Annotated in this window: 20 protein-coding genes and 1 pseudogene; 9 read left to right on the top strand and 12 right to left on the bottom strand. The window is 69.0% G+C overall.

Going from position 1 to position 19,096, the window contains the following annotated elements; all coding sequences use genetic code 11:
- Window positions 1-60 precede the first annotated feature (60 nt).
- On the top strand, window positions 61-1,218 hold the full coding sequence (locus tag DQP58_RS20855) for an Mrp/NBP35 family ATP-binding protein (protein ID WP_112710108.1): 1,158 nt from the start codon (window positions 61-63) through the stop codon (window positions 1,216-1,218).
- A gap of 4 nt (window positions 1,219-1,222) precedes the next feature.
- On the opposite strand, the gene tatB is transcribed toward DQP58_RS20855, so the two are convergent.
- From tatB to sigE, 4 genes are all read right to left on the bottom strand, one after another.
- On the bottom strand, window positions 1,223-1,636 hold the full coding sequence (gene tatB / locus DQP58_RS20850; protein ID WP_112710107.1) for a Sec-independent protein translocase protein TatB: 414 nt from the start codon (window positions 1,634-1,636) through the stop codon (window positions 1,223-1,225).
- Window positions 1,636-3,150, bottom strand: a complete 1,515-nt coding sequence (gene htrA / locus DQP58_RS20845) for a serine protease HtrA (protein ID WP_112710106.1) — start codon at window positions 3,148-3,150, stop codon at window positions 1,636-1,638. Before htrA ends, tatB begins: the two co-directional genes overlap by 1 nt.
- A 161-nt stretch (window positions 3,151-3,311) precedes the next feature.
- Complete coding sequence (gene rseA, locus DQP58_RS20840; protein ID WP_205869498.1) at window positions 3,312-3,704, bottom strand: anti-sigma E factor RseA; 393 nt, start codon at window positions 3,702-3,704, stop codon at window positions 3,312-3,314.
- A 130-nt stretch (window positions 3,705-3,834) separates the two neighbouring features.
- Window positions 3,835-4,590, bottom strand: a complete 756-nt coding sequence (gene sigE / locus DQP58_RS20835; protein ID WP_112710104.1) for an RNA polymerase sigma factor SigE — start codon at window positions 4,588-4,590, stop codon at window positions 3,835-3,837.
- Window positions 4,591-4,792: 202 nt separating this feature from the next.
- Between sigE and DQP58_RS20830 the strand changes: the two genes are divergently transcribed.
- The 6 genes and pseudogenes from DQP58_RS20830 to DQP58_RS27250 form a co-directional block, all read left to right on the top strand.
- Window positions 4,793-5,461: an O-methyltransferase gene (locus DQP58_RS20830; RefSeq protein WP_112710103.1), complete on the top strand. Its 669-nt coding sequence runs from the start codon at window positions 4,793-4,795 to the stop codon at window positions 5,459-5,461.
- A gap of 137 nt (window positions 5,462-5,598) precedes the next feature.
- Window positions 5,599-6,237: a TetR/AcrR family transcriptional regulator gene (locus DQP58_RS20825; protein ID WP_112710102.1), complete on the top strand. Its 639-nt coding sequence runs from the start codon at window positions 5,599-5,601 to the stop codon at window positions 6,235-6,237.
- The gene (locus DQP58_RS20820; RefSeq protein WP_112710101.1) at window positions 6,227-7,180 is read left to right on the top strand and encodes an ABC transporter ATP-binding protein; all 954 of its coding nucleotides are present in this window, start codon (window positions 6,227-6,229) and stop codon (window positions 7,178-7,180) included. Before DQP58_RS20825 ends, DQP58_RS20820 begins: the two co-directional genes overlap by 11 nt.
- Entirely contained in the window at window positions 7,177-8,814 is a 1,638-nt protein-coding gene (locus DQP58_RS20815; RefSeq protein ID WP_112710100.1) for an ABC transporter permease, read from the top strand. Before DQP58_RS20820 ends, DQP58_RS20815 begins: the two co-directional genes overlap by 4 nt.
- A gap of 7 nt (window positions 8,815-8,821) precedes the next feature.
- Window positions 8,822-9,496 (top strand): methyltransferase family protein, encoded by a 675-nt coding sequence (locus tag DQP58_RS20810; RefSeq protein WP_112710099.1) that lies wholly within the window; start codon window positions 8,822-8,824, stop codon window positions 9,494-9,496.
- Between the two features lie 166 nt (window positions 9,497-9,662).
- Window positions 9,663-9,791: pseudogene (locus DQP58_RS27250) on the top strand (hypothetical protein); the annotation flags it as partial.
- Here the strand turns inward: DQP58_RS27250 and glgC are convergent.
- Window positions 9,788-11,002 carry a glucose-1-phosphate adenylyltransferase gene (gene glgC / locus DQP58_RS20805; protein ID WP_112633065.1) on the bottom strand — a complete coding sequence of 405 codons (1,215 nt, stop codon included), beginning with the start codon at window positions 11,000-11,002 and terminating at the stop codon, window positions 9,788-9,790. The pseudogene DQP58_RS27250 and the gene glgC sit on opposite strands and share 4 nt — an antisense overlap.
- A gap of 167 nt (window positions 11,003-11,169) precedes the next feature.
- Here glgC and glgA point away from each other — a divergent pair, with 167 nt between their 5' ends.
- Complete coding sequence (glgA, locus tag DQP58_RS20800; protein ID WP_112710098.1) at window positions 11,170-12,333, top strand: glycogen synthase; 1,164 nt, start codon at window positions 11,170-11,172, stop codon at window positions 12,331-12,333.
- 29 nt (window positions 12,334-12,362) lie between these two features.
- Here glgA and DQP58_RS20795 read toward each other — a convergent pair whose 3' ends face one another.
- The 7 genes from DQP58_RS20795 to DQP58_RS20765 form a co-directional block, all read right to left on the bottom strand.
- A complete protein-coding gene (locus tag DQP58_RS20795) occupies window positions 12,363-12,536 on the bottom strand; it encodes a DUF3117 domain-containing protein (protein ID WP_003878471.1) in 174 nt (57 codons plus the stop codon).
- Between the two features lie 166 nt (window positions 12,537-12,702).
- Window positions 12,703-13,284 carry a DNA-3-methyladenine glycosylase I gene (locus DQP58_RS20790; protein ID WP_112710097.1) on the bottom strand — a complete coding sequence of 194 codons (582 nt, stop codon included), beginning with the start codon at window positions 13,282-13,284 and terminating at the stop codon, window positions 12,703-12,705.
- The gene (locus tag DQP58_RS20785; RefSeq protein ID WP_112710096.1) at window positions 13,281-13,640 is read right to left on the bottom strand and encodes a DivIVA domain-containing protein; all 360 of its coding nucleotides are present in this window, start codon (window positions 13,638-13,640) and stop codon (window positions 13,281-13,283) included. Before DQP58_RS20785 ends, DQP58_RS20790 begins: the two co-directional genes overlap by 4 nt.
- Before the next feature lie 113 nt (window positions 13,641-13,753).
- A complete protein-coding gene (locus DQP58_RS20780) occupies window positions 13,754-14,761 on the bottom strand; it encodes a glucosyl-3-phosphoglycerate synthase (RefSeq protein ID WP_112710095.1) in 1,008 nt (335 codons plus the stop codon).
- On the bottom strand, window positions 14,758-15,582 hold the full coding sequence (gene folP, locus DQP58_RS20775; protein ID WP_112710109.1) for a dihydropteroate synthase: 825 nt from the start codon (window positions 15,580-15,582) through the stop codon (window positions 14,758-14,760). Before folP ends, DQP58_RS20780 begins: the two co-directional genes overlap by 4 nt.
- A 132-nt stretch (window positions 15,583-15,714) precedes the next feature.
- Window positions 15,715-17,493 (bottom strand): long-chain-acyl-CoA synthetase FadD6, encoded by a 1,779-nt coding sequence (fadD6, locus tag DQP58_RS20770; RefSeq protein ID WP_112710094.1) that lies wholly within the window; start codon window positions 17,491-17,493, stop codon window positions 15,715-15,717.
- Between the two features lie 75 nt (window positions 17,494-17,568).
- Window positions 17,569-18,132 carry a TIGR00730 family Rossman fold protein gene (locus tag DQP58_RS20765; protein ID WP_112710093.1) on the bottom strand — a complete coding sequence of 188 codons (564 nt, stop codon included), beginning with the start codon at window positions 18,130-18,132 and terminating at the stop codon, window positions 17,569-17,571.
- 88 nt (window positions 18,133-18,220) lie between these two features.
- Here DQP58_RS20765 and DQP58_RS20760 point away from each other — a divergent pair.
- A partial coding sequence (locus DQP58_RS20760; RefSeq protein ID WP_165827924.1) for an AAA family ATPase occupies window positions 18,221-19,096 on the top strand: 876 nt, incomplete at its 3' end.

Genomic DNA, 19,096 nt, shown 5'->3' with positions numbered 1-19,096 from the left:
CGGACCGCCCGCCGGGTCGCCGCCAATTGACCGCGTCGCAGACGCATACACTCGGCGGTGATGTCCAGCCATGACCCTTCCGATTCAGCAGCCGACCTGACCGCGGCTATCCGCACCGCCCTGGGCAAGGTGATCGACCCCGAACTGCGGCGTCCGATCACCGAACTCGGGATGGTCAAGAGCGTCGACACCGAGCCCGACGGGACGGTGCACGTCGGGATCTACCTGACCACCGCCAGCTGCCCGAAGAAGACCGAAATCAGCGACCGCGTCAGCCAGGCGGTCGCCGACGTCCCGGGCACCGGCGCGGTCAAGGTCACCTTGGACGTGATGAACGACGAGCAGCGCACCGAGTTGCGCAAGCAGCTGCGTGGCGATGCCCGCGAGCCCGTTATCCCGTTCGCACAACCGAATTCGCTCACCCGGGTCTACGCCGTCGCGTCCGGAAAGGGCGGCGTCGGCAAGTCCACCGTCACGGTGAACCTGGCGGCGGCGATGGCGGCCCGCGGCCTGTCGGTCGGTGTGCTGGACGCCGACATCCACGGCCATTCGATCCCCCGGATGATGGGCACCACCGACCGGCCCACCCAGGTCGAGTCGATGATCCTGCCGCCCATCGCCCACGAGGTACGGGTCATCTCCATCGCCCAGTTCACCGAGGGCAATACCCCGGTGGTGTGGCGCGGGCCGATGCTGCACCGGGCGCTGCAGCAGTTCCTGGCCGACGTCTACTGGGGCGACCTGGACGTGCTGCTGCTCGACCTGCCGCCGGGCACCGGCGACATCGCCATCTCGGTGGCGCAGCTGATCCCCAACGCCGAGATCCTGGTGGTGACGACGCCGCAGCTGGCCGCGGCCGAGGTCGCCGAGCGGGCCGGCAGCATCGCGCTGCAGACCCGTCAGCGCGTCGTCGGCGTGGTGGAGAACATGTCCGGCCTCACCCTGCCCGACGGCTCCACGCTGCAGGTGTTCGGCGAGGGCGGCGGCCACCAGGTGGCCGAGCGGCTGACCCGCGCGGTGGGCGCCGACGTGCCACTACTGGGCCAGATCCCGCTGGATCCCGAGCTGGTGGCCGCGGGCGACTCCGGCACGCCGCTGGTATTGAGCGCGCCCGATTCGCCGGTCGGCAAGGCGCTGCGCGGGGTGGCCGACAGCTTGTCATCGCGCAAGCGTGGGCTTGCCGGCGTATCGCTCGGGCTCGATCCGACCCGGCGCTGACAGTTCAGGTCGCGTCGGTATCGAACGGCGTGTGACCGCCGGACTGTTGTTCGGCCGCCAGTGCCTGGCCGTTCGCGGCGGGGGCCGGATGCGGGGCCTGCGGCGCGGCGCCGTTCGCCGGTGTGTCGAAGGCTCCGGTCAAAAACGAGTCGTCGCCGTCCAGCAGATGCTTGGTCAGCGCTGCGCGCGGAGTCATGCCCCGCAGCTTCTGCAGCTCGCTCAGCGGAACGCGCAGATCGTCGAACTCGGGGCCGAGGTCCTCACGCAGCTGACTGGTCACCCCGCTGAGGTAGTCACGCGCCTGACGCAAGGCGTTGGACGTCCACCGGATGGCACCCGGCAGCCGCTCGGGCCCGAGGACCACCAGCCCGACCACGACGAGGACGAGCATGTGCTCCCAGCTCAGGCTGCCGAACATCAGCTTTGGTCAGGGTCTGGCTTGACGGTCAGCGTGACGTGGCGGCCGTCGCGGACCACCTCGATCGGCGAGTCCTGGCCGATGGTCAACTGCCGCACCGCGACGACGAACTCGTCGGCGTCGGCGACCTTGCGATCGCCGACCTTGACGACGACGTCGTTCTCCAGGACGCCGCCCTTCTGAGCGGGGCTGCCGGCCTTGACGTTGGCCACCTGAGCGCCGGAGGCGATCGCGTTGCTCACCGACCGGGTGCTGACCCCCAGCGTCGGGTGGACGATCTTGCCGTCCTTGATCAGCGTCTGGGCGACCTGCTTGGCCTCGTTGATCGGGATGGCGAAGCCCAGCCCGCTTGCGCTGTCGGACAACGACTTACCGGCGGTGTCGATGCCGATCACCTGGGAGTCCATGTCGATCAGCGGGCCGCCGGAGTTCCCGTGGTTGATCGACGCGTCGGTCTGCAGCGCGTCGATCACGGTGTCGGTGTCCGAGCCCTCGCCCGACAGCGGCACCGGCCGGTGCAGCGCGCTGATGATGCCGTGCGTGACGGTGCTGCGCAGCCCCAGCGGCGCACCCGCGGCCAGCACCTCGTCACCCACCCGCACCTTGTCGGAATCACCGAGGCGCGCCACCGACAGATTGTCGACGTTGTCGACCTTCAGCACGGCCAGGTCGGTCTTGGGGTCGCGGCCCACCAGGTTCGCCGGCACCTCTTTGCCGTCGTTGAACACCACGGTCGTCTTGAACTGGCTGGGGTTGTTCGCCGCCTCGGAGATGACGTGGTTGTTGGTGACGATGTAGCCGCGGCCGTCGATGACGACGCCGGAGCCCTGCATGCCTTCCTGGTCGCTCTTGGATTCGATGGTCACCACGGCGCCCGCCGTCGCGGCCGCAACCTTGGCGAACCGGCCGGCCGGGCCTTCGCCGTTGCCGCTGGTGGACAGCGTGACCTTCGAGGTGGTGAAGGCCTCGGCGACCTCGGCCGTCTTGCGGCCGATCACACCGCCGAGCACACCGATGACCAACGCGATCAGCAGCAGGACCAGCAACGCGAGGTAGGACACCTTGCCGCCGAACAACACGTCGCGCACGCCCAGTTTGCCGCCGTACCCCAGGGCGGTACCGGAACGCGACGGCGGGACCGCCGGCGTGCCCAATGCGGCCGCGGCACCCGGGTCCCGCCAGGGGTCGTCGAGCTCATCGGGGCCCACACCGTCTTTCTCGGCGGCCAGCGCATTGGCGTCCACCGGGTGGCGCTGCAGCGAATCGGGGCTGCCGTCCGGCCGGTGGAACGCCTCTTGCAATACGGGGTCGGCCGGTCGGTCGGCCGGCCGGAATTCGGCCTGGTCGCGGTACTTCTGCGGACGAACCCGTTCGGCCACGAACGACCCGCGCAGCCCCTCGGGACGACCGAACTCCCGGCGCGACGCGGGGTCGACCGGCGGACGCGAAATGGGGCGCGGCGCTAAGCGGTTGCCGCTGTCTTTTGCTTGGTCGTAGCCTTGGTCGGAGGTCACGTTGTCCCTTTTGGATCCTCTGCTTGAGCGCTCGAGACGGGCGTTCGCCGAGCGAAACACGCGGCACCGGCGTTGTCCGTGTCCACCCTAGTATCCATGGCCCGCCGTCGGTCGACACGAACGCGCGCGCGGGACGCGTCGGAGGCGCGGGGCGCCGATCGCTACCGGCGCTTACGCCGCTCCCGGGCGTCCCGATCGGCGAACCGGTCGGAGGCCATGGAGGATTCCTCGAATGACTCGTAGGGAATGTCGGCCAGCATGCCGAGCAGGGTGCTGGGGATGCGGATGGGGCGCGAATCGCGCAACGCCGCGCGGGCCCGGCTCTGGTCCTCGACCTCGGCCGCGCACTGGGCGCACAGCGACAGATGATGCGCGGCGCGCAGATGCGCGTTCATCCGCAGCTCGCCGTCGACGAACGCCGCGATCGCTTCGACGGACAGGTGCTCGGTGGAGCCGAACTGGCGGGGGGCGCCGATGGGCGCGTCACTCTGGGAGGCGAACTGAGCGGGGAGCCAGGAGAACGCGCGGCGGAACACATGTCCACGATCGGGCATCACCAACTCCTTGCCACTCATTTCTTATTGCCGCCTTATATCGAATGTAGCGCGACAGACCGCGCGATACCGAGGGTAAGGCCGCAAAGCGGCTGAATAGCTGCCCGAACGTTAGGCGTGCGATCGGTGGTTACGCCGACTTGGCGCGCGCCGCATCGTGGTCGGGGTGCGCGGCCAGGTAGTCCCGCAGCGCCTGGCGCCCGCGGTGGATGCGGCTGCGCACGGTGCCCAGTTTGACGCCCAAGGTGGCGCCGATCTCCTCGTAGGACAGGCCCTCGATGTCGCACAGCACGACGGCGGCGCGGAATTCCGGCGGCAGTGAATCGAGCGCGGCCTGCAGGTCCGGGCCCAGCCGGGAGTCGTGGTAGATCTGCTCGGGGTTGGGCTCGTCGGCGGGCACCCGCTCGTAATCCTCGGGCAACGCCTCCATCCGGATGCGCGACCGCCGGCGCACCATGTCGAGGAAGAGGTTGGTGGTGATGCGGTGCAGCCAGCCCTCGAACGTCCCGGGCTGGTAGTTCTGCACCGACCGGAAGACCCGGATGAAGGTCTCCTGGGTGAGGTCCTCGGCGTCGTGCTGGTTGCCCGAAAGCCGGTAAGCCAGCCGGTACACGCGGTCGGCGTGCTGGCGCACCAACTCGTCCCACGACGGCATGGCCGCCTTGTCCCCGGTCGCGTCGAACACCGCGGTGCCGTGCGGCGCGTCGGACGCCTCCACCCACTCGTCGGTGGGGAGCCCCTGCGCGTGCGACATGCTGGACGGGCTGAAAAGCGTGGTGATGATCGAATCCTCCGAATCGGGCGTGCCAAGCAGCGACACTTCGTCACTGGCGGCAACAGGTAGTTCCCAGTCGGTATTCCCGGTCCAACGCCCTCCGCGATCCATAGGGCCTACCGTCGCGTACCGGAGTATGTGCGGTATATGAACAGTCTGAGCTGAACCTGAGAAACCGTATCGTTACCTGCGCTGTGCAGGAGATATCCCTCGCGCAGTGACCTTAAACGCATCGGGACCGTTGGGCGTGTCACCCCGATGGGAATCAGGCGCGCCTGCCGGACCGCGCGGCGAAGTGGAATACGCTGCGGGCATGGACGGCACCGACGCAGAAGCCCCCGGCCAGACGGCGCCCAGTCGGGCCGATGCGCTCTTCGCGCACGCCGAAGCCTCGATATCGGAAGATGCGCTGTTGGCGGCCGCCCGCGAGCGGGCCGTGGACATCGGCGCGGGCGCGGTGACGCCGGCGGTCGGTGCGCTGCTGAGCCTGCTGACCAAGCTCAGTGGCGGCAAGGCCGTCGCCGAGGTGGGCACCGGCGCGGGCGTCAGCGGCCTGTGGTTGCTGTCCGGCATGAGCGACGACGGTGTGCTGACGACCATCGACATCGAACCCGAATATCTGCGGCTGGCCAAGCAGGCGTTCACCGAAGCCGGCATCGGTCCGTCGCGCACCCGGCTGATCGGCGGCCGCGCCCAGGAGGTCCTCACCCGGCTCGCCGACGCCTCCTATGACCTGGTGTTCATCGATGCCGACCCGATCGATCAGCCGGACTACGTTGTCGAGGGCGTGCGGTTGCTGCGGCCCGGTGGGGTGATCGTGGTGCACCGCGCCGCGCTGGGCGGACGGGCCGGCGATCCGGCCGCCCGCGACGCCGAGGTGGTCGCGGTGCGCGAGGCGGCGCGCCTGATCGCCGAGGACGAGCGGCTCACCCCGGCGCTGGTGCCCCTCGGCGACGGCATCCTGGCCGCCGTTCGCGACTGAGTCGCCCCGGCCCACCGTTTTTCACCAGGCGTCACCGGCGCCTTGAGCTCGGGTTTCCGGGACCGTCCGCATCTTTATGGATTTTTGACGCGCGCCCTCCTTGACCGCGGGCTGAACGTGCGTTTAGCCTACTGAACATGCGTTCAGCCGACCTGACGGCCGCCGCCCGGATCAGAGATGCGGCCATCGAGCAATTCGGCGAGCACGGGTTCGGCGTCGGCCTTCGCGCCATCGCCGAAGCGGCCGGCGTCAGCGCCGCGCTGGTCATTCACCACTTCGGTTCCAAGGAGGGCCTACGCAAGGCCTGCGAGGACTACATCGCCGAGACGATCCGCGGCAACAAGTCCGAGGCGTTGCAATCCAACGACCCCGCCACATGGTTCGCCCAGATGGCCGAGATCGAGGAGTACGCGCCGCTGATGGCTTATCTGGTGCGCAGCATGCAGACCGGCGGCGACCTGGCGAACATGTTGTGGCGCAAGATGATTGACAATGCCGAAGAATACATGGCAGAGGGCGTGCGCGCCGGGACGATCAAACCCAGCCGAGACCCCAAGGGGCGGGCCAGGTATTTGGCCATCACCGGCGGCGGCGGCTTCCTCCTCTACATCCAAATGCATGACACACCAACAGATTTGCGGGCAGTGCTGCGCGACTACTCGCGCGACATGATTTTGCCGGCGCTCGAGGTCTACACCGAGGGCCTGCTGACCGACCGGACCATGTACGACGCATTCCTGGCCGCCGAAGATCAAGGAGGATCTGATGCCGACTGAAAACGCCGACGGATTCGCACCCATCGAGATCCGTGGTCTGACAAAGAATTTTGGTGCGGTTCGGGCGCTGGACGGCCTAGACCTCACGGTGCGGGAGGGAGAGGTCCACGGGTTCCTCGGGCCCAACGGCGCCGGGAAGTCCACGACCATCCGCATCCTGTTGGGTCTGGTGAAAGCCGACGGCGGCAGTGTGCGGCTACTCGGCGGCGACCCGTGGACGCAGGCCGTCGCCCTGCATCGCCACATCGCTTACGTGCCAGGCGATGTGACGTTGTGGCCGTCGCTGACCGGCGGTGAGACCATCGACCTGCTGGCCCGCATGCGGGGTGGCATCGACAAGAAGCGCCGCGCCGAGTTGATCGAGCGCTTCGACCTCGACCCGCACAAGAAGGCACGCACCTACTCCAAGGGCAATCGCCAGAAGGTCTCGCTGATTTCGGCCTTCTCGTCCCATGCCAGGCTGCTGCTCCTCGACGAGCCGAGCAGCGGCCTGGACCCGTTGATGGAGAATGTGTTTCAGCAATGCGTGGCCCAGGCCCGCGACCGGGGCACGACGGTGTTGTTATCCAGCCACATCCTGGCCGAAACCGAAGCGTTGTGCGAACGAGTGACGATCATCCGGGCCGGCAAGACCGTCGAAAGCGGTTCGCTGAGCTCGATGCGGCACCTGAGCCGCACCTCGATCAAGGCCGAGATGACCGGCGACCCGGGCGATCTCAGGCGGATCAAAGGCGTCGAGGACATCAGCGTCGAGGGCAATACGCTGCGCGCCCAGGTCGACAGCGAAAGCCTCGGTGAGCTCATCCGCGTGCTCGGCGACGCCGGGGTGCGCAGTCTCATCAGCCAGCCGCCGACCCTCGAGGAGCTTTTCCTGCGCCATTACGACACGTCGGGCGGCGACGGCCGGCACGGACGCGATGCGGCAAAGGTCTCGCTGTCATGAGCACGTCAACGCTGGACCGGCCGTTGGCATCGCCTGCGCCACTTGGTGGTTCACACTTCTCCGGAACGCTCTCGATGCTGCGCCTCTACCTGCGCCGCGACCGGATCTCGATGCCGCTGTGGGTGTTGCTGCTATCGGTGCCCCTGGCCACCGTGTACGTCGGCAGCATCGAGAAGGTCTATCCCACCGCGTCGGGTCGGGCCGGGTTCGCGGCCGCCATCATGGCCAGTCCGGCCCAGCGCGCCCTGTACGGCCAGGTGTACAACGCCAGCCTTGGCGCCGTGGGCATTTGGAAGGCCGGGATGTTCCACGTGCTGATCGCGGTGGCGGTCATCCTCACGGTGATCCGGCACACGCGCGCCGACGAGGAGAACGGGCGGACCGAGCTGGTGGACTCGACCGCGATCGGCCGCTACGCCGCCCTGAGCGCGGCGCTGCTGCTGTCGTTCGGAGCGTCGGTTGCCACCGGGGCGATCGGTGCGGCCGGGCTGTTGAGCACCGATGTCCCGGCCGCCGGGTCGCTGGCCTTCGGGGCGGCGCTGGCCTGCTCCGGCCTGGTGTTCACCGCCGTCGCGGCGGTGGCCGCGCAGCTCTCGCCAAGCGCCCGGTTCGCCCGCGGCGCCGCGTTCGCCGTGCTGGGTACGGCGTTCACCCTGCGTGCCGTCGGCGACGCCGGTGACGGCACGCTGTCGTGGCTGTCTCCGCTGGGGTGGTCGCTACTGGTCAAGCCGTATGCCGGTGATCGGTGGTGGGTGCTGCTGCTGCACCTGGCGACGACGGCCGCGCTGACCCTGCTGGCGTATCGGCTGCTGGCCGGCCGCGACGTCGGCGCCGGGCTCATCGCGGAGCGACCGGGTCCCGCCGAGGCCGGACCGGCGCTGGGCGACGCGTTCGGGCTCACGTGGCGGCTGGACCGCGCCGCGCTGCTGTTGTGGACCGTGGGCCTGTGCCTGTATGGCCTGCTGATCGGCAGCGTGGTGCACGGCATCGGTGACGAACTGGGTGACAGCGGCGTCGCGCGCGATGTCGTCGCACGAATGGGCGGCACCAGCGCGCTCGAGGAAGCGTTCATCGCCGTAGCGTTCACCATGATGGGCATGGTGGCCGCCGCGTTCGCCGTTTCGCTGACATTGCGGTTACACCAGGAAGAGTCGAGTCAGCGAGCCGAAACGGTGCTCGCCGGTGCGGTCTCGCGAACCCGTTGGCTGGCAAGCCATTTGGTGACGGCTCTCGCCGGATCCGCGGTGGCGATGCTGGCCAGCGGACTCACCGCGGGCGTCGTCTACGGCGTCGCGGCCGGCGATGTCGCCGCCAAGCTGCCGATGGTCGTCGCCAGCGCGGCCGTCCAACTGCCCGCGGTGTGGCTGTTGTCGGCCGTGACGGTCTGCCTGTTCGGCGTCGCGCCGCGCCTGACGCCGGCGGCCTGGGGTGTGCTGGTCGGCTTCGTCGCCCTGTACCTGATCGGGTCGCTGGCCGGGTTCTCGCAATGGTTGCTCGACGCCGAACCCTTCGCACACATCCCGCGGATCGGCTCAGATTTCACCGTCGTACCACTGTTATGGCTACTGGCCATCGACGTAGGGTTGATAATTCTGGGTGCCATGGCTTTTCGGCGCCGCGATCTACGTTGCTAGGAGCGCGATGAAGACCGGAATCCGGGTAACGGCGACCTCCCTCGGGGGCATCCTCTCGTGGATCTTGATCCTGCTGCTGCCGGCGGGCACGCTGCACTATTGGCAGGCCTGGCTTTTCATCGCGGTGTTCACGGTGGCCACCATCGTCCCCACCGTTTACCTGGGCCGGACCCATCCGGCGGCCCTGCAGCGCCGCATGCGCGCGGGCCCGCGGGCCGAGCCCCGTAAGGCGCAGAAGTTCATCATCACCGGCTCGTTCGTGGGCCTGTTCGCGACCATGGTGTTCAGCGCGCTCGATCATCGGTTCGGCTGGTCGTCGGTGCCGCCCTGGCTGTCGGTGCTCGGCGACGTGCTGGTGGCGACGGGGCTCGGCATCGCCATGCTGGTGATCGTCCAGAACAGTTACGCCGCCGCCACGGTCACCGTGGAAACGGGCCAGACGGTCGTCTCCCACGGCCTCTACAGATTCGTGCGGCACCCGATGTACGTCGGAAACGTGATCATGATGATCGGGATCCCCTTAGCGCTCGGCTCCTACTGGGGACTGCTCTTCGTCATCCCCGGCACACTGGTGCTCACGCTGCGCATCTTCGACGAAGAAAAGCTGCTGAACCGCGAACTGCCCGGCTACCCCGAATACGCCGAACGGGTCCGGTACCGGCTGGTGCCGTACCTCTGGTGACTCCCGGGGCCGGCCGTTTAGGCTAGTAAGCCGAATGGCCGCCGGCCCGCACCCGTTGGCGCGCAATGTATCTGGGGGACGCCGGCACGCTGACGCCCGAGCCGCCCTCAGACCCCGCCGCGTGGACTTCCAAAGGCATTCCGGTGCAGCATGTTTCACCGATGCCGTGTCGCCGAGAAACCCACTCACCGGTCAGTTTCCGGCGCGCTACCAAGGCTCACCGGGCGGCCCCATCACCTTGCACTGGGGTGCGCAGCGCGACGCCCACCTGTTGATTGCCGAGATACCGGGCTAAATCCAGACGCCCTTGCCCACTGCGACCACGCCGCCGGCGCTGATCGCGAAGCGCTCCCGGTCCTTTTCCAGGTCGACGCCCACCATCTCGCCCGGCCCGACGACGACGTTCTTGTCCAGGATCGCGTGGCGCACCACTGCGCCGCGGCCGACCCGGGCGCCGGGCATGATCACGCTGCCCTCCACGATCGCACCGTCGTCGACCACCACGTTGGACGACAGCACCGAGTTGCGCACCGAGGCCGCCGAGATGATGCTGCCCGCACCCACCACCGACTCCTGCGCCGAACCGCCGTTGACGAACTTGGCCGGCGCCAGGTTCTCCGACTCGCCGCGGATCGGCCAGCGCTTGTTGTACAGGTTGAACACCGGGTGCACCGACACCAGGTCCATGTGCGCGTCGTAGAAGGCGTCCAGCGTTCCGACGTCGCGCCAGTAGGCCCGGTCGCGATCGGTGGCCCCGGGCACCTCGTTGTCGTTGAAGTCGTAGACGGCGGCCATCCCGTCGGCGACCAGACGCGGGATGATGTCGCCGCCCATGTCGTGATCGGAGTGGTCGTCGTCGGCGTCGGCGCGGATCGCGTCGATGAGCACCTTGGTGGTGAAGATGTAGTTGCCCATCGACACGAACGTCTGCTCGGGGTCGTCCGGGGTTCCCGGCGGATCCAACGGCTTCTCCACGAAGTTGCGAATGCGGCCCGACTCGTCGGAGTCGATGCAGCCGAACGCGGTGGCTTCGCTGCGCGGCACCCGGATGCCGGCGACCGTCGCGCCGGCGCCGCTGTCGATGTGGAACCGGACCATCTGCTCGGGGTCCATCCGGTACACGTGGTCAGCGCCGAAAACGACTATGTAGTCGGGGTCTTCGTCATAGATCAGATTGAGTGACTGGTAAATCGCGTCGGCCGAGCCGGTGTACCAGCGCGGGCCGAGGCGCTGCTGGGCGGGCACCGGCGTGATGTACTCACCGGCCAGGCCGGACAGCCGCCAGTTCTGCGAAATGTGACGGTCCAGTGAATGCGACTTGTACTGGGTGAGAACGCAGATGCGCAGATACCGGGCGTTGACGAGATTGGACAGGACGAAGTCGATCAGCCGATAGGCGCCGCCGAAGGGAACGGCGGGCTTGGCGCGGTCCGCGGTCAGCGGATACAGCCGCTTGCCCTCACCGCCGGCCAGGACGATGCCCAGCACGTGTGGCGCTTCCCTCATGGTGTCAAACCTATCGGCCGTGGCCAACGGCTGCCAGGGGGAACGGTCGATTGGCGAAGTGCTGCGGTGTCCGTCAAGGTATTTGGCCGCGCACGCCGCCGAGACCGCCCCGCCTTTGTGGCCAACCCGACTCGCGGCGGCCCTCGTTCGCGAACTACCGTGCGGGTATGCGGGTGGCGATGATGACGCGGGAGTACCCTCCGGAGGTGTACGGGGGCGCGGGGGTACACGTCACCGAACTCGTCGCCCAGCTGCGTCGGCTGTGCGCGGTCGACGTGCATTGCATGGGCGCACCGCGCCCCGGCGCCTACGTGCACCAGCCCGACCCGCGGCTGCAGGGTGCCAACGCGGCGATGTCGATTCTGTCGTCCGATCTGATGATGGCCAACGCGGCATCGGAAGCCAGCGTGGTGCATTCGCACACCTGGTACACCGGGATGGCCGGGCATCTGGCCGCGCTGCTGTACGGGGTCCCGCACGTCCTGACGGCGCATTCGCTCGAGCCGCTGCGCCCGTGGAAGGCCGAGCAACTCGGTGGCGGCTACCGGATCTCGAGCTGGGTCGAGCAGACCGCCGTGCTGGCCGCGGATGCCGTCATCGCGGTCAGCACGGCGATGCGCGAGGACGTGCTGCGCGTCTATCCCACACTGGATCCCAGCGCCGTGCACGTCATCCGCAACGGCGTCGACACCGACGTCTGGTACCCGGCCGGTCCGGTGCAGACGGGGTCGATGCTCGCCGAACTGGGCGTCGACCCGGCCCGGCCCATCGTGGTGTTCGTGGGTCGGATCACGCGACAGAAGGGATTGGCGCACCTGGTGGCGGCCGCCCACCGGTTCAGCCCGGAGGTGCAGGTGGTGTTGTGCGCCGGCGCCCCCGACACCCCGGAAATCGCCGAGGAGATTCGTGACGCCGTGGCCGGCCTGGCCCGCAGCCGCACCGGGGTGTTCTGGATCCGCGAGATGCTGCCCATCGGGGAGCTACGCGAAATTTTGTCGGCGGCATCGGTTTTCGTATGCCCGTCGGTGTACGAGCCGTTGGGGATCGTGAATCTGGAGGCAATGGCCTGCTCGACCGCGGTCGTGGCCTCCGACGTCGGCGGAATCCCGGAGGTGGTCGCCGACGGGATCACCGGGACGCTGGTGCATTACGACCCCGACGACGCTCGGGGCTATCAGGCCGGACTGGCCGACGCGGTCAACGAGCTGATCGCCGACCGCGAAAAAGCGCGGCGCTATGGCAAGGCGGGACGCCAGCGCTGCGTCGAGGAGTTCTCCTGGGCCCACGTCGCCGAGCAGACCCTGGAGATCTATCGGAAGGTGTGTGCGTAGCCCCGCCGACATCCGTTCGGCGGCAAGCCCTAGCTGGAGCTCGTGACGCCCTTGAGCTCGTCACCGAGGGCAGCGGCTTCGTCCGGCGTCAGTTCGACGACCAGTCGACCGCCTCCCTCAAGTGGTACCCGCATCACGATGCCGCGCCCCTCCTTTGTTGCTTCCAGAGGACCGTCTCCGGTCCGGGGCTTCATCGCCGCCATCGAGTACTCCCTCCAGATTCGAGCTGGCCCGCCCGTGCGGACCTGGTCGGCGCCGAGCAAGCCCCGCCAGCGATCTTCAAGCCATGCCCGGCATCGAACTGCCTTATCACCCCCCCATTGTTCCCTATCCAGGTCACCACTTGTACAAAGACCCACATCTGTGTGCTCAGCGAGCTGTTGCCGGCACCCAGCAACCGCGGATATGGTCGTCGACCATCCCGGTCGCCTGCATCAGCGCATAGGCGGTGGTCGGGCCGACGAAGCGGAACCCGCGCCGCTTGAGTTCCCGCGCCATGGCCTTCGATTCGTCAGTGGCCGAGGGGATTTCGGACGGGTCGGCCGGCCGGTTTCGCGGCGACGGCGCGAAGGACCACAGCAGGTCCGCCAGGTCCGCCGCGGTGCCCAGTTCGGCGGCGGCACGCGCGTTGGCGATGGTCGCCTCAATCTTGGCGCGGTTGCGTACGATTCCGGAGTCTGCCAGCAGCCGCTGTACGTCGGCGTCGGTGTATTCGGCGACCTTGGAGATGTCGAACCGGTCGAACGCGCGCCGGAAGTTCTCCCGTTTCCGCAGGATGATCAGCCAGGACAAGCCGCTTTGAAAGGCCTCCAGGCTCATCCGCTCGAACAACGCGATCCCGTCGCGCACCGGTTGGCCCCATTCGCGATCGTGGTAGTCGCGGTAGAGCTCGAAATCGGGTCCCGGCCGCACGGTCGCCCAACTGCAGCGAACCAGCTCGTCTTCACTCACACTGAGTCCTGACGATCCTCGCCGTCGTCGGGTTCCCGGGATTCGTCTTCGGCGTCTTGCCCGGCGGCCGGCGCGGCGTGCACGGCGGCCAGCTGGCCGCGCAGCGCCTCGAGCTCCCGCGCGAGCCGGTCCAGCACCCAGTCCACTTCGCTGGTCTTGTAGCCGCGCAGCACCTGGGTGAACTTGACCGCGTCGACGTCGGAGCCGGTCACCCCGAACGCGGGCAGCACGGTGGCCGTCGTCCCGCGCGGCAGTGGCGGCAGCTGCTCGCCGCGACCGAACAACAGGCTGGCCGCACCGAACAGGACGATCGCCACCAGCACCAGAACCACCAGGTACAGCAACACCAACGCCACGGGATCGATACTGCCCTATGCCACCGACACGGCGGCGGTCAGCGTGACCCCGCGCGGCCCTGAGTGGCGATCGCGAGCACGGGGTGCCGGGCGACGCGGGTCGCCACCATCGACTAACGCGGCCTGATCGCCTGCATCGGGGGCCGGTCTGCCAGCGACACCGGCGAGGTGCGCTGGGTGTAGCCGTGCCCCTCGGGGCCGTCGGCGACGAACTGGGTCAGCCCGACGCCGGAGTCCGGGATACCGCAGCGCGAGAGCAGGGTGGCGATGATCTGGCGGCTCATCACACCCAACTCGGCCAGGGGCCGGTTGCGATGCGCCCGCACCCCCAGATTGACCTGGGCGATCGCCTCCAGACCCAACCGGTCGAAGGTGTCCACCAGCAGGCCGATCTCCACGCCGTAGCCCGGTGCGAACGGCACCGAGGTCAGCAGTTCCCGGCTGGCCGCGTACTCCCCGCCGAGCGGCTGCAGGATGGAACCCAGCTCGGGCCGCAGCGCCGACAGCAACGGCCGGGCCACCAGCTCGGTGACCCGCCCACCGCCGGTGGCGCTGACGTCGCCGCCGACATCGCCCACGTCGCTGAGTTCGCTGCCCCGCAGCGGCCGGCGGTAGAAGCTCTTGACCAGGTGAACGCCGTCGCCGGTGAGCAGGGGGCCGACCAGCCACGGCACGAACATCGGGTGCGGGTTGATCAGGTCGGAGTCGACGAACACCACGATGTCGCCGCTGGTGGCCGCCAGCGAGCGCCACAGCGCCTCACCCTTTCCGGGGCGTATCGGCACCTCGGGCAGGGCCTGCTCGCGGCTGACGACGCGCGCGCCCGCGGCGACGGCCCGGATCTCGGTGTCGTCCGTGGAGCCGGAGTCCAGCACGATCAGCTCGTCAACCAGGCCGTCGAGCAGCGGCGAGATGCTCTCGATCACCGACGCGATGGTCTCTTCCTCGTCGAGCGCCGGCAGCACCACCGAGATGGTCCGCCCGGCCTTCGCGGCCTCCAGTGCGGCGATGGTCCAGCTCGGGCGGTTGCGCCTGTCGTTGGCCAGCCACACATCGCCGGGCCGGGCGGCGAGCACCCTGTCGTTGGCCAGATCGCCGGCGAACAGGTCCGATGCCGTCATGCCAGCCCCCTCACCGTGCGCGTCGGGGGGCGCGTGCCCTGGATCGAGGCCACCATTTCCAGCACCCGGCGGGTGGCCGCGACCTCGTGGACGCGAAACATCCGCGCACCGGCCGCGGCGGCGAGCGCGGTGGCCGCCAACGTCCCCTCGAGCCGCTCGGTCAATTCCACACCCAGAGTCTCCCCGACGAAGTCCTTGTTGCTCAAAGCCATCAGCACCGGCCACCCCGTATTAACGAGATCGCCAACGTGGCGCAACAGCAGCAGCCCGTGAAACGTGTTCTTGCCGAAATCGTGGGTCGGATCGATCAGCACCCGGTCGCGGGCCACGCCGCACGCCACCGCCCGCTCGGCCGCGGTGGTGACCTGGGCGATGACGTCGTCGACCACGCCGCGGGTGGTGGTCCCGTAGTTCACCCGGAACGGGCGGGTGCGCGGCAGCGCGTTGCCGGTGTGCGAACACACCAGGCCGGCCCCGAACTCCGCGGCCACCTCCGGCAGCGCCGGGTCGATGCCGCCCCAGGTGTCGTTGATCAGGTCCGCACCGGCCGCACAGGCCACCTTGGCCACCTCGGCGCGCCAGGTGTCGGCGCTGATCAGCTGGTCCGGATAGGCGTCGCGCAGCCACTCGATGAACGGCACCAGCCGGGCGATCTCGGTGTCGGCGTCGACCTCTTGACCGGGGCCGGCCTTGACGCCGCCGACGTCGATGACATCGGCTCCCTCGGCGACGGCCCGGTGCACCGCCGCCCTGGCGGCCTCGTCGCTGAACGTCGCCCCCCGGTCATAGAACGAGTCCGGGGTGCGGTTGACGATCGCCATGATCAGCGCGCGATCGCCGGCGACCGGGCGGCCGCACAGAGTCGATCGGCCGGCTGGCGCCGGCGGTGTCGGTTGCACACGTACATGGTGCCCGGTCGCCGCCGCGCGCGCGGCCCGGGGACCGCCGACGGCTTACGGGCGCTTGCCCTCGGCCACCTCGTCGGGGTACTCGTCGTAGAACGGCACGTAGCCCTCGTCGCGCCCGGCCAGCACATAGAGCGGGTCCTTGACGTCGGGCCCGTAGGCCTGCTCGCGCAGCTCGACCTTGCGGCTCTTGAACGTCGTGGTCTGCTCGATCGACTCCACCACCCGCACGAACAACGGCAGCGCGTAGACCGGCAGCTGCTCGTAGACGGCACGGGCCAGCGACTTCCCGTCGAACTCGGCGCCGCCGCGCAGCTTGACCGCGGCCATCCCGGCGCGACCACCCGTGCGCGGCACCTCGACACCGAAGACCGTGCAGTCCTCGACGGAGTCGTCGGACGCCAGCGCCGCCTCGACCTGCGTAGTGGCCACGTTCTCGCCCTTCCAGCGGAAGGTGTCGCCGAGCCGGTCGACGAACGCGGCGTGCCCCAGACCCTGCGGGCTCATCACGTCGCCCGTGTTGAACCAGCAATCACCCTCGCGAAAGGCGTTGCGGACCAACTTCTTTTCGCTCGACTCGGGGTCGGTGTAGCCGTCGAAGGGCTGCAGCCGGTTCACCGGGCTGAGCAACAAACCGGGCTCTCCGGCCGGCACGCGACGCACCCGCCCGTTCTCGTCGCGCAGCGGGGCGCCGGTGTCGGGGTCGTACTCGACGTAGGCCAGCGGCATGGGGAAGATGCCGGTGGAGCGGGGCACGTTGAAGACGTTGATGAACGCGGCGTTGCCCTCGCTGGAGGCGTAGAACTCGCACACTCTGGCGATGCCGAACCGCTTGGTGAACTCGTCCCAGATCTCGGGACGCAGGCCGTTTCCGGCGATCACGCGCACCTTGTGCGCGCGGTCGGTGGGCTTGGCAGGCTGGTTGAGCAGGTACCGGCACACCTCGCCGATGTAGATGAACGCCGTGGCCTCGTTGGCGATCACTTCGTCCCAGAACTTCGACGCCGAGAACGACTTGCCCAGCGCCAGCGTCGCCCCCGAGTTGATCACCGACGACAGCGCCACCGTCAGCGCGTTGTTGTGGTAGAGCGGCAGGCAGCAGTAGAGGGTGTCGGAGCTCTTCAGCCGCAATCCGATACCGCCGAACGCGGCGAGCGCCTTGAGCCACCGCAGGTGCGTCATGACGCTGGCCTTGGGGAAACCCGTTGTGCCCGAGGTGAAGATGTAGAAGGCGGTGTCCCGGGCATGCACCGCCGACGCCGAGGCCGGGTTGGTGGCCGGGGCGCTCACCGCGAACCGCTCCAGGTCCTCGACGGTCAACGTCTCGGTGCTGCCCGCGCCGCCGCACTCGGCGACCGCGCTGACCAGGTCGGCCTCGGCGATGAGCACCTTGGCGTCCAGCAGGCCGAGGCTGTGCGCGAGCACCTCGCCGCGCTGGTGGTAGTTGAGCATGCCGGCGACCGCGCCGCATTTGACCGCGGCCAGCATGGCCAACACGGTGTTGGGCGAGTTACGCAGCATGATGGCGACGACGTCGCCCTGGCCGACACCCCGCGCGGCCAGCACGGCGGCGTATCTGTTGGCGGCGGCGTTGGCGTCGCGGTAGGTCAGTTGCTGATCGCCCATGCGCAGGAAGATCCGGTCGCCGTAGCGGGCGGCCCGGTCGGCGAACACCGTGCCGATCGATTTCTTGGAGCCCGGCTGGGCCAGCAGCCCGGTCATCGCGCCGCGCACGATCACCGGCAGGTCGGCCAGCACGGCCGGCGCCCGCAATGCGACGTCGGTCAGTTTGACCGCCGTGCGCGCTCCCCCGTCACGATCGGACACGTGATCCCCTCGATTCGTTTTCCAAAGTCAAGCTCGGCGGACAGCCTAGTAGGGGTGGCAAACCGGGCGGCGACCTCAGGCGGGCGCGCACGCTTCCAGCGCCGCACTCACCTTGTCGACCAGCGTCAACCGGTCCATCGCCGCCTGGGAGACGTAACCGCTGTCCAGCAACCCGCACAGCCAGGTCCACAGCCCCTCGTAGTGGCCGAAGGGATCCAGCAGCACGATGGGTTTGCCGTGCAGGCCGAGGAAGCCCGTCGTCCACGCGTCGAGCAACTCGTCGAGGGTGCCGACGCCGCCCGGCAGGACGACGAACGCGTCGGCCCGGTCTTCCATGAGCTGCTTGCGCTCGTGCATGGTGTCGCTGACGATCAGCTCGTCGGCGTCCGCGTCGGCGATCTCGCGGCGCATCAGGATCTTGGGGATGACGCCGACGGTGCGGCCGCCACGGGCGCGCGCCGCGGTCGCGACCGCACCCATCGCCGACACCCGGCCGCCGCCCCACACCAGCGTCCAGCCGCGCTCGGCGATCGCCTCGCCGAGTTCCGTAGCGACGCCGAGCAATTCGGGGTGCCGCGGGCCGGATGCGCAGTACACACACACCGACCACTCGCCTGATGAATCGCGTTCGCCGGGCATATCCGCTAAAGGTAGACCAACCGCCCGACACCCGTCATATCTGGGGCTTTCGCCCTGCCGCGCGGGTCGCACGCCATAAAATTCGGCGGTGCCGATTCGATGGAACGTCCCCCAACATGCGACGGCCTCGGAGCGGCTCGATGCGGCCCTGGCCGGCGGTGCCCGCGGAGCGGTGGTGGTGGGGCCCGACGGCGTCGGCAAATCCACCCTCGCCCGGGTGGCCGCCGAGCGTTTTGCCGAACGCAATCCCGCCACGCTCATCCGCTGGGTCACCGGCACCCACACCGAACGCGGGGTCCCGTTCGGGGCGTTCAGCCACCTGGTGGAGATCACCGACCTCGGCAAGCCCGCCGCGCTGCTGCGGGCCGCCCGGGCATCGCTGGGCGGTGACGACCTGCTGCTCGTCGTCGACGACGCCCAACACCTGGACGTGCTGTCGGCCACCCTGGTCTACCAGCTGGCGCGCGACGGTGCCGGACGGCTCATCGTCACCGCCCGCGCCGACTCCGCTCCGGAGGCGATCGCGGCGCTGTGGGGTGACGACCTGCTCACCCGGCTCGACATCGAGCCGCCGGGCGGGGCGGGCGCCCCGGCGCAGATCGATACCTTCCTCGCCGAGCTGCCCGCCGCGGCGCGGTCGGTGCTGGAGTACCTCGCCGTCGCCGAGCCGCTCTCGGTCACCAATCTGACCGAGCTCGCCGGTGACGGCGCGGTGGCCGACGCGGTGGCGTGGGGTGCGGCGGAGACCCGGGAGCGGGGCGGCTCCTCCGACGACCCCGTCGTCTACACCGCCCACCCGCTGTTCGCCGAACGGACGCGGGCGCTGCTCGATCCCGACGACGCGCGACAGCGACGCACCGACCTGGTCAAGCTGCTGTCCCAGCGGCCCTCGGAGCACCTCAGCGACCGGTTGCGGCTGGTGTCGCTGGCGCTGGACAGTGCCACTCCCCCGCGGGTCGCCGAC

Origin of the sequence: Mycobacterium colombiense, from assembly GCF_003284975.1 — a bacterium.
GTDB classification, from domain to species: Bacteria; Actinomycetota; Actinomycetes; order Mycobacteriales; family Mycobacteriaceae; genus Mycobacterium; species Mycobacterium europaeum_A.
This window is presented reverse-complemented; position numbering and strand designations above follow the sequence as displayed.

Coding starts and splice junctions, on each gene's coding strand:
- DQP58_RS20855 (WP_112710108.1), top strand. CDS start 61: ATGTCCAGCCATGACCCTTCCGATTCAGCAGCCGACCTGACCGCGGCT.
- tatB (WP_112710107.1), bottom strand. CDS start 1,636: ATGTTCGGCAGCCTGAGCTGGGAGCACATGCTCGTCCTCGTCGTGGTC.
- rseA (WP_205869498.1), bottom strand. CDS start 3,704: ATGCCCGATCGTGGACATGTGTTCCGCCGCGCGTTCTCCTGGCTCCCC.
- sigE (WP_112710104.1), bottom strand. CDS start 4,590: ATGGATCGCGGAGGGCGTTGGACCGGGAATACCGACTGGGAACTACCT.
- DQP58_RS20830 (WP_112710103.1), top strand. CDS start 4,793: ATGGACGGCACCGACGCAGAAGCCCCCGGCCAGACGGCGCCCAGTCGG.
- DQP58_RS20825 (WP_112710102.1), top strand. CDS start 5,599: ATGCGTTCAGCCGACCTGACGGCCGCCGCCCGGATCAGAGATGCGGCC.
- DQP58_RS20820 (WP_112710101.1), top strand. CDS start 6,227: ATGCCGACTGAAAACGCCGACGGATTCGCACCCATCGAGATCCGTGGT.
- DQP58_RS20815 (WP_112710100.1), top strand. CDS start 7,177: ATGAGCACGTCAACGCTGGACCGGCCGTTGGCATCGCCTGCGCCACTT.
- DQP58_RS20810 (WP_112710099.1), top strand. CDS start 8,822: ATGAAGACCGGAATCCGGGTAACGGCGACCTCCCTCGGGGGCATCCTC.
- glgC (WP_112633065.1), bottom strand. CDS start 11,002: ATGAGGGAAGCGCCACACGTGCTGGGCATCGTCCTGGCCGGCGGTGAG.
- glgA (WP_112710098.1), top strand. CDS start 11,170: ATGCGGGTGGCGATGATGACGCGGGAGTACCCTCCGGAGGTGTACGGG.
- DQP58_RS20795 (WP_003878471.1), bottom strand. CDS start 12,536: ATGGCGGCGATGAAGCCCCGGACCGGAGACGGTCCTCTGGAAGCAACA.
- DQP58_RS20780 (WP_112710095.1), bottom strand. CDS start 14,761: ATGACGGCATCGGACCTGTTCGCCGGCGATCTGGCCAACGACAGGGTG.
- folP (WP_112710109.1), bottom strand. CDS start 15,582: ATGGCGATCGTCAACCGCACCCCGGACTCGTTCTATGACCGGGGGGCG.
- DQP58_RS20765 (WP_112710093.1), bottom strand. CDS start 18,132: ATGCCCGGCGAACGCGATTCATCAGGCGAGTGGTCGGTGTGTGTGTAC.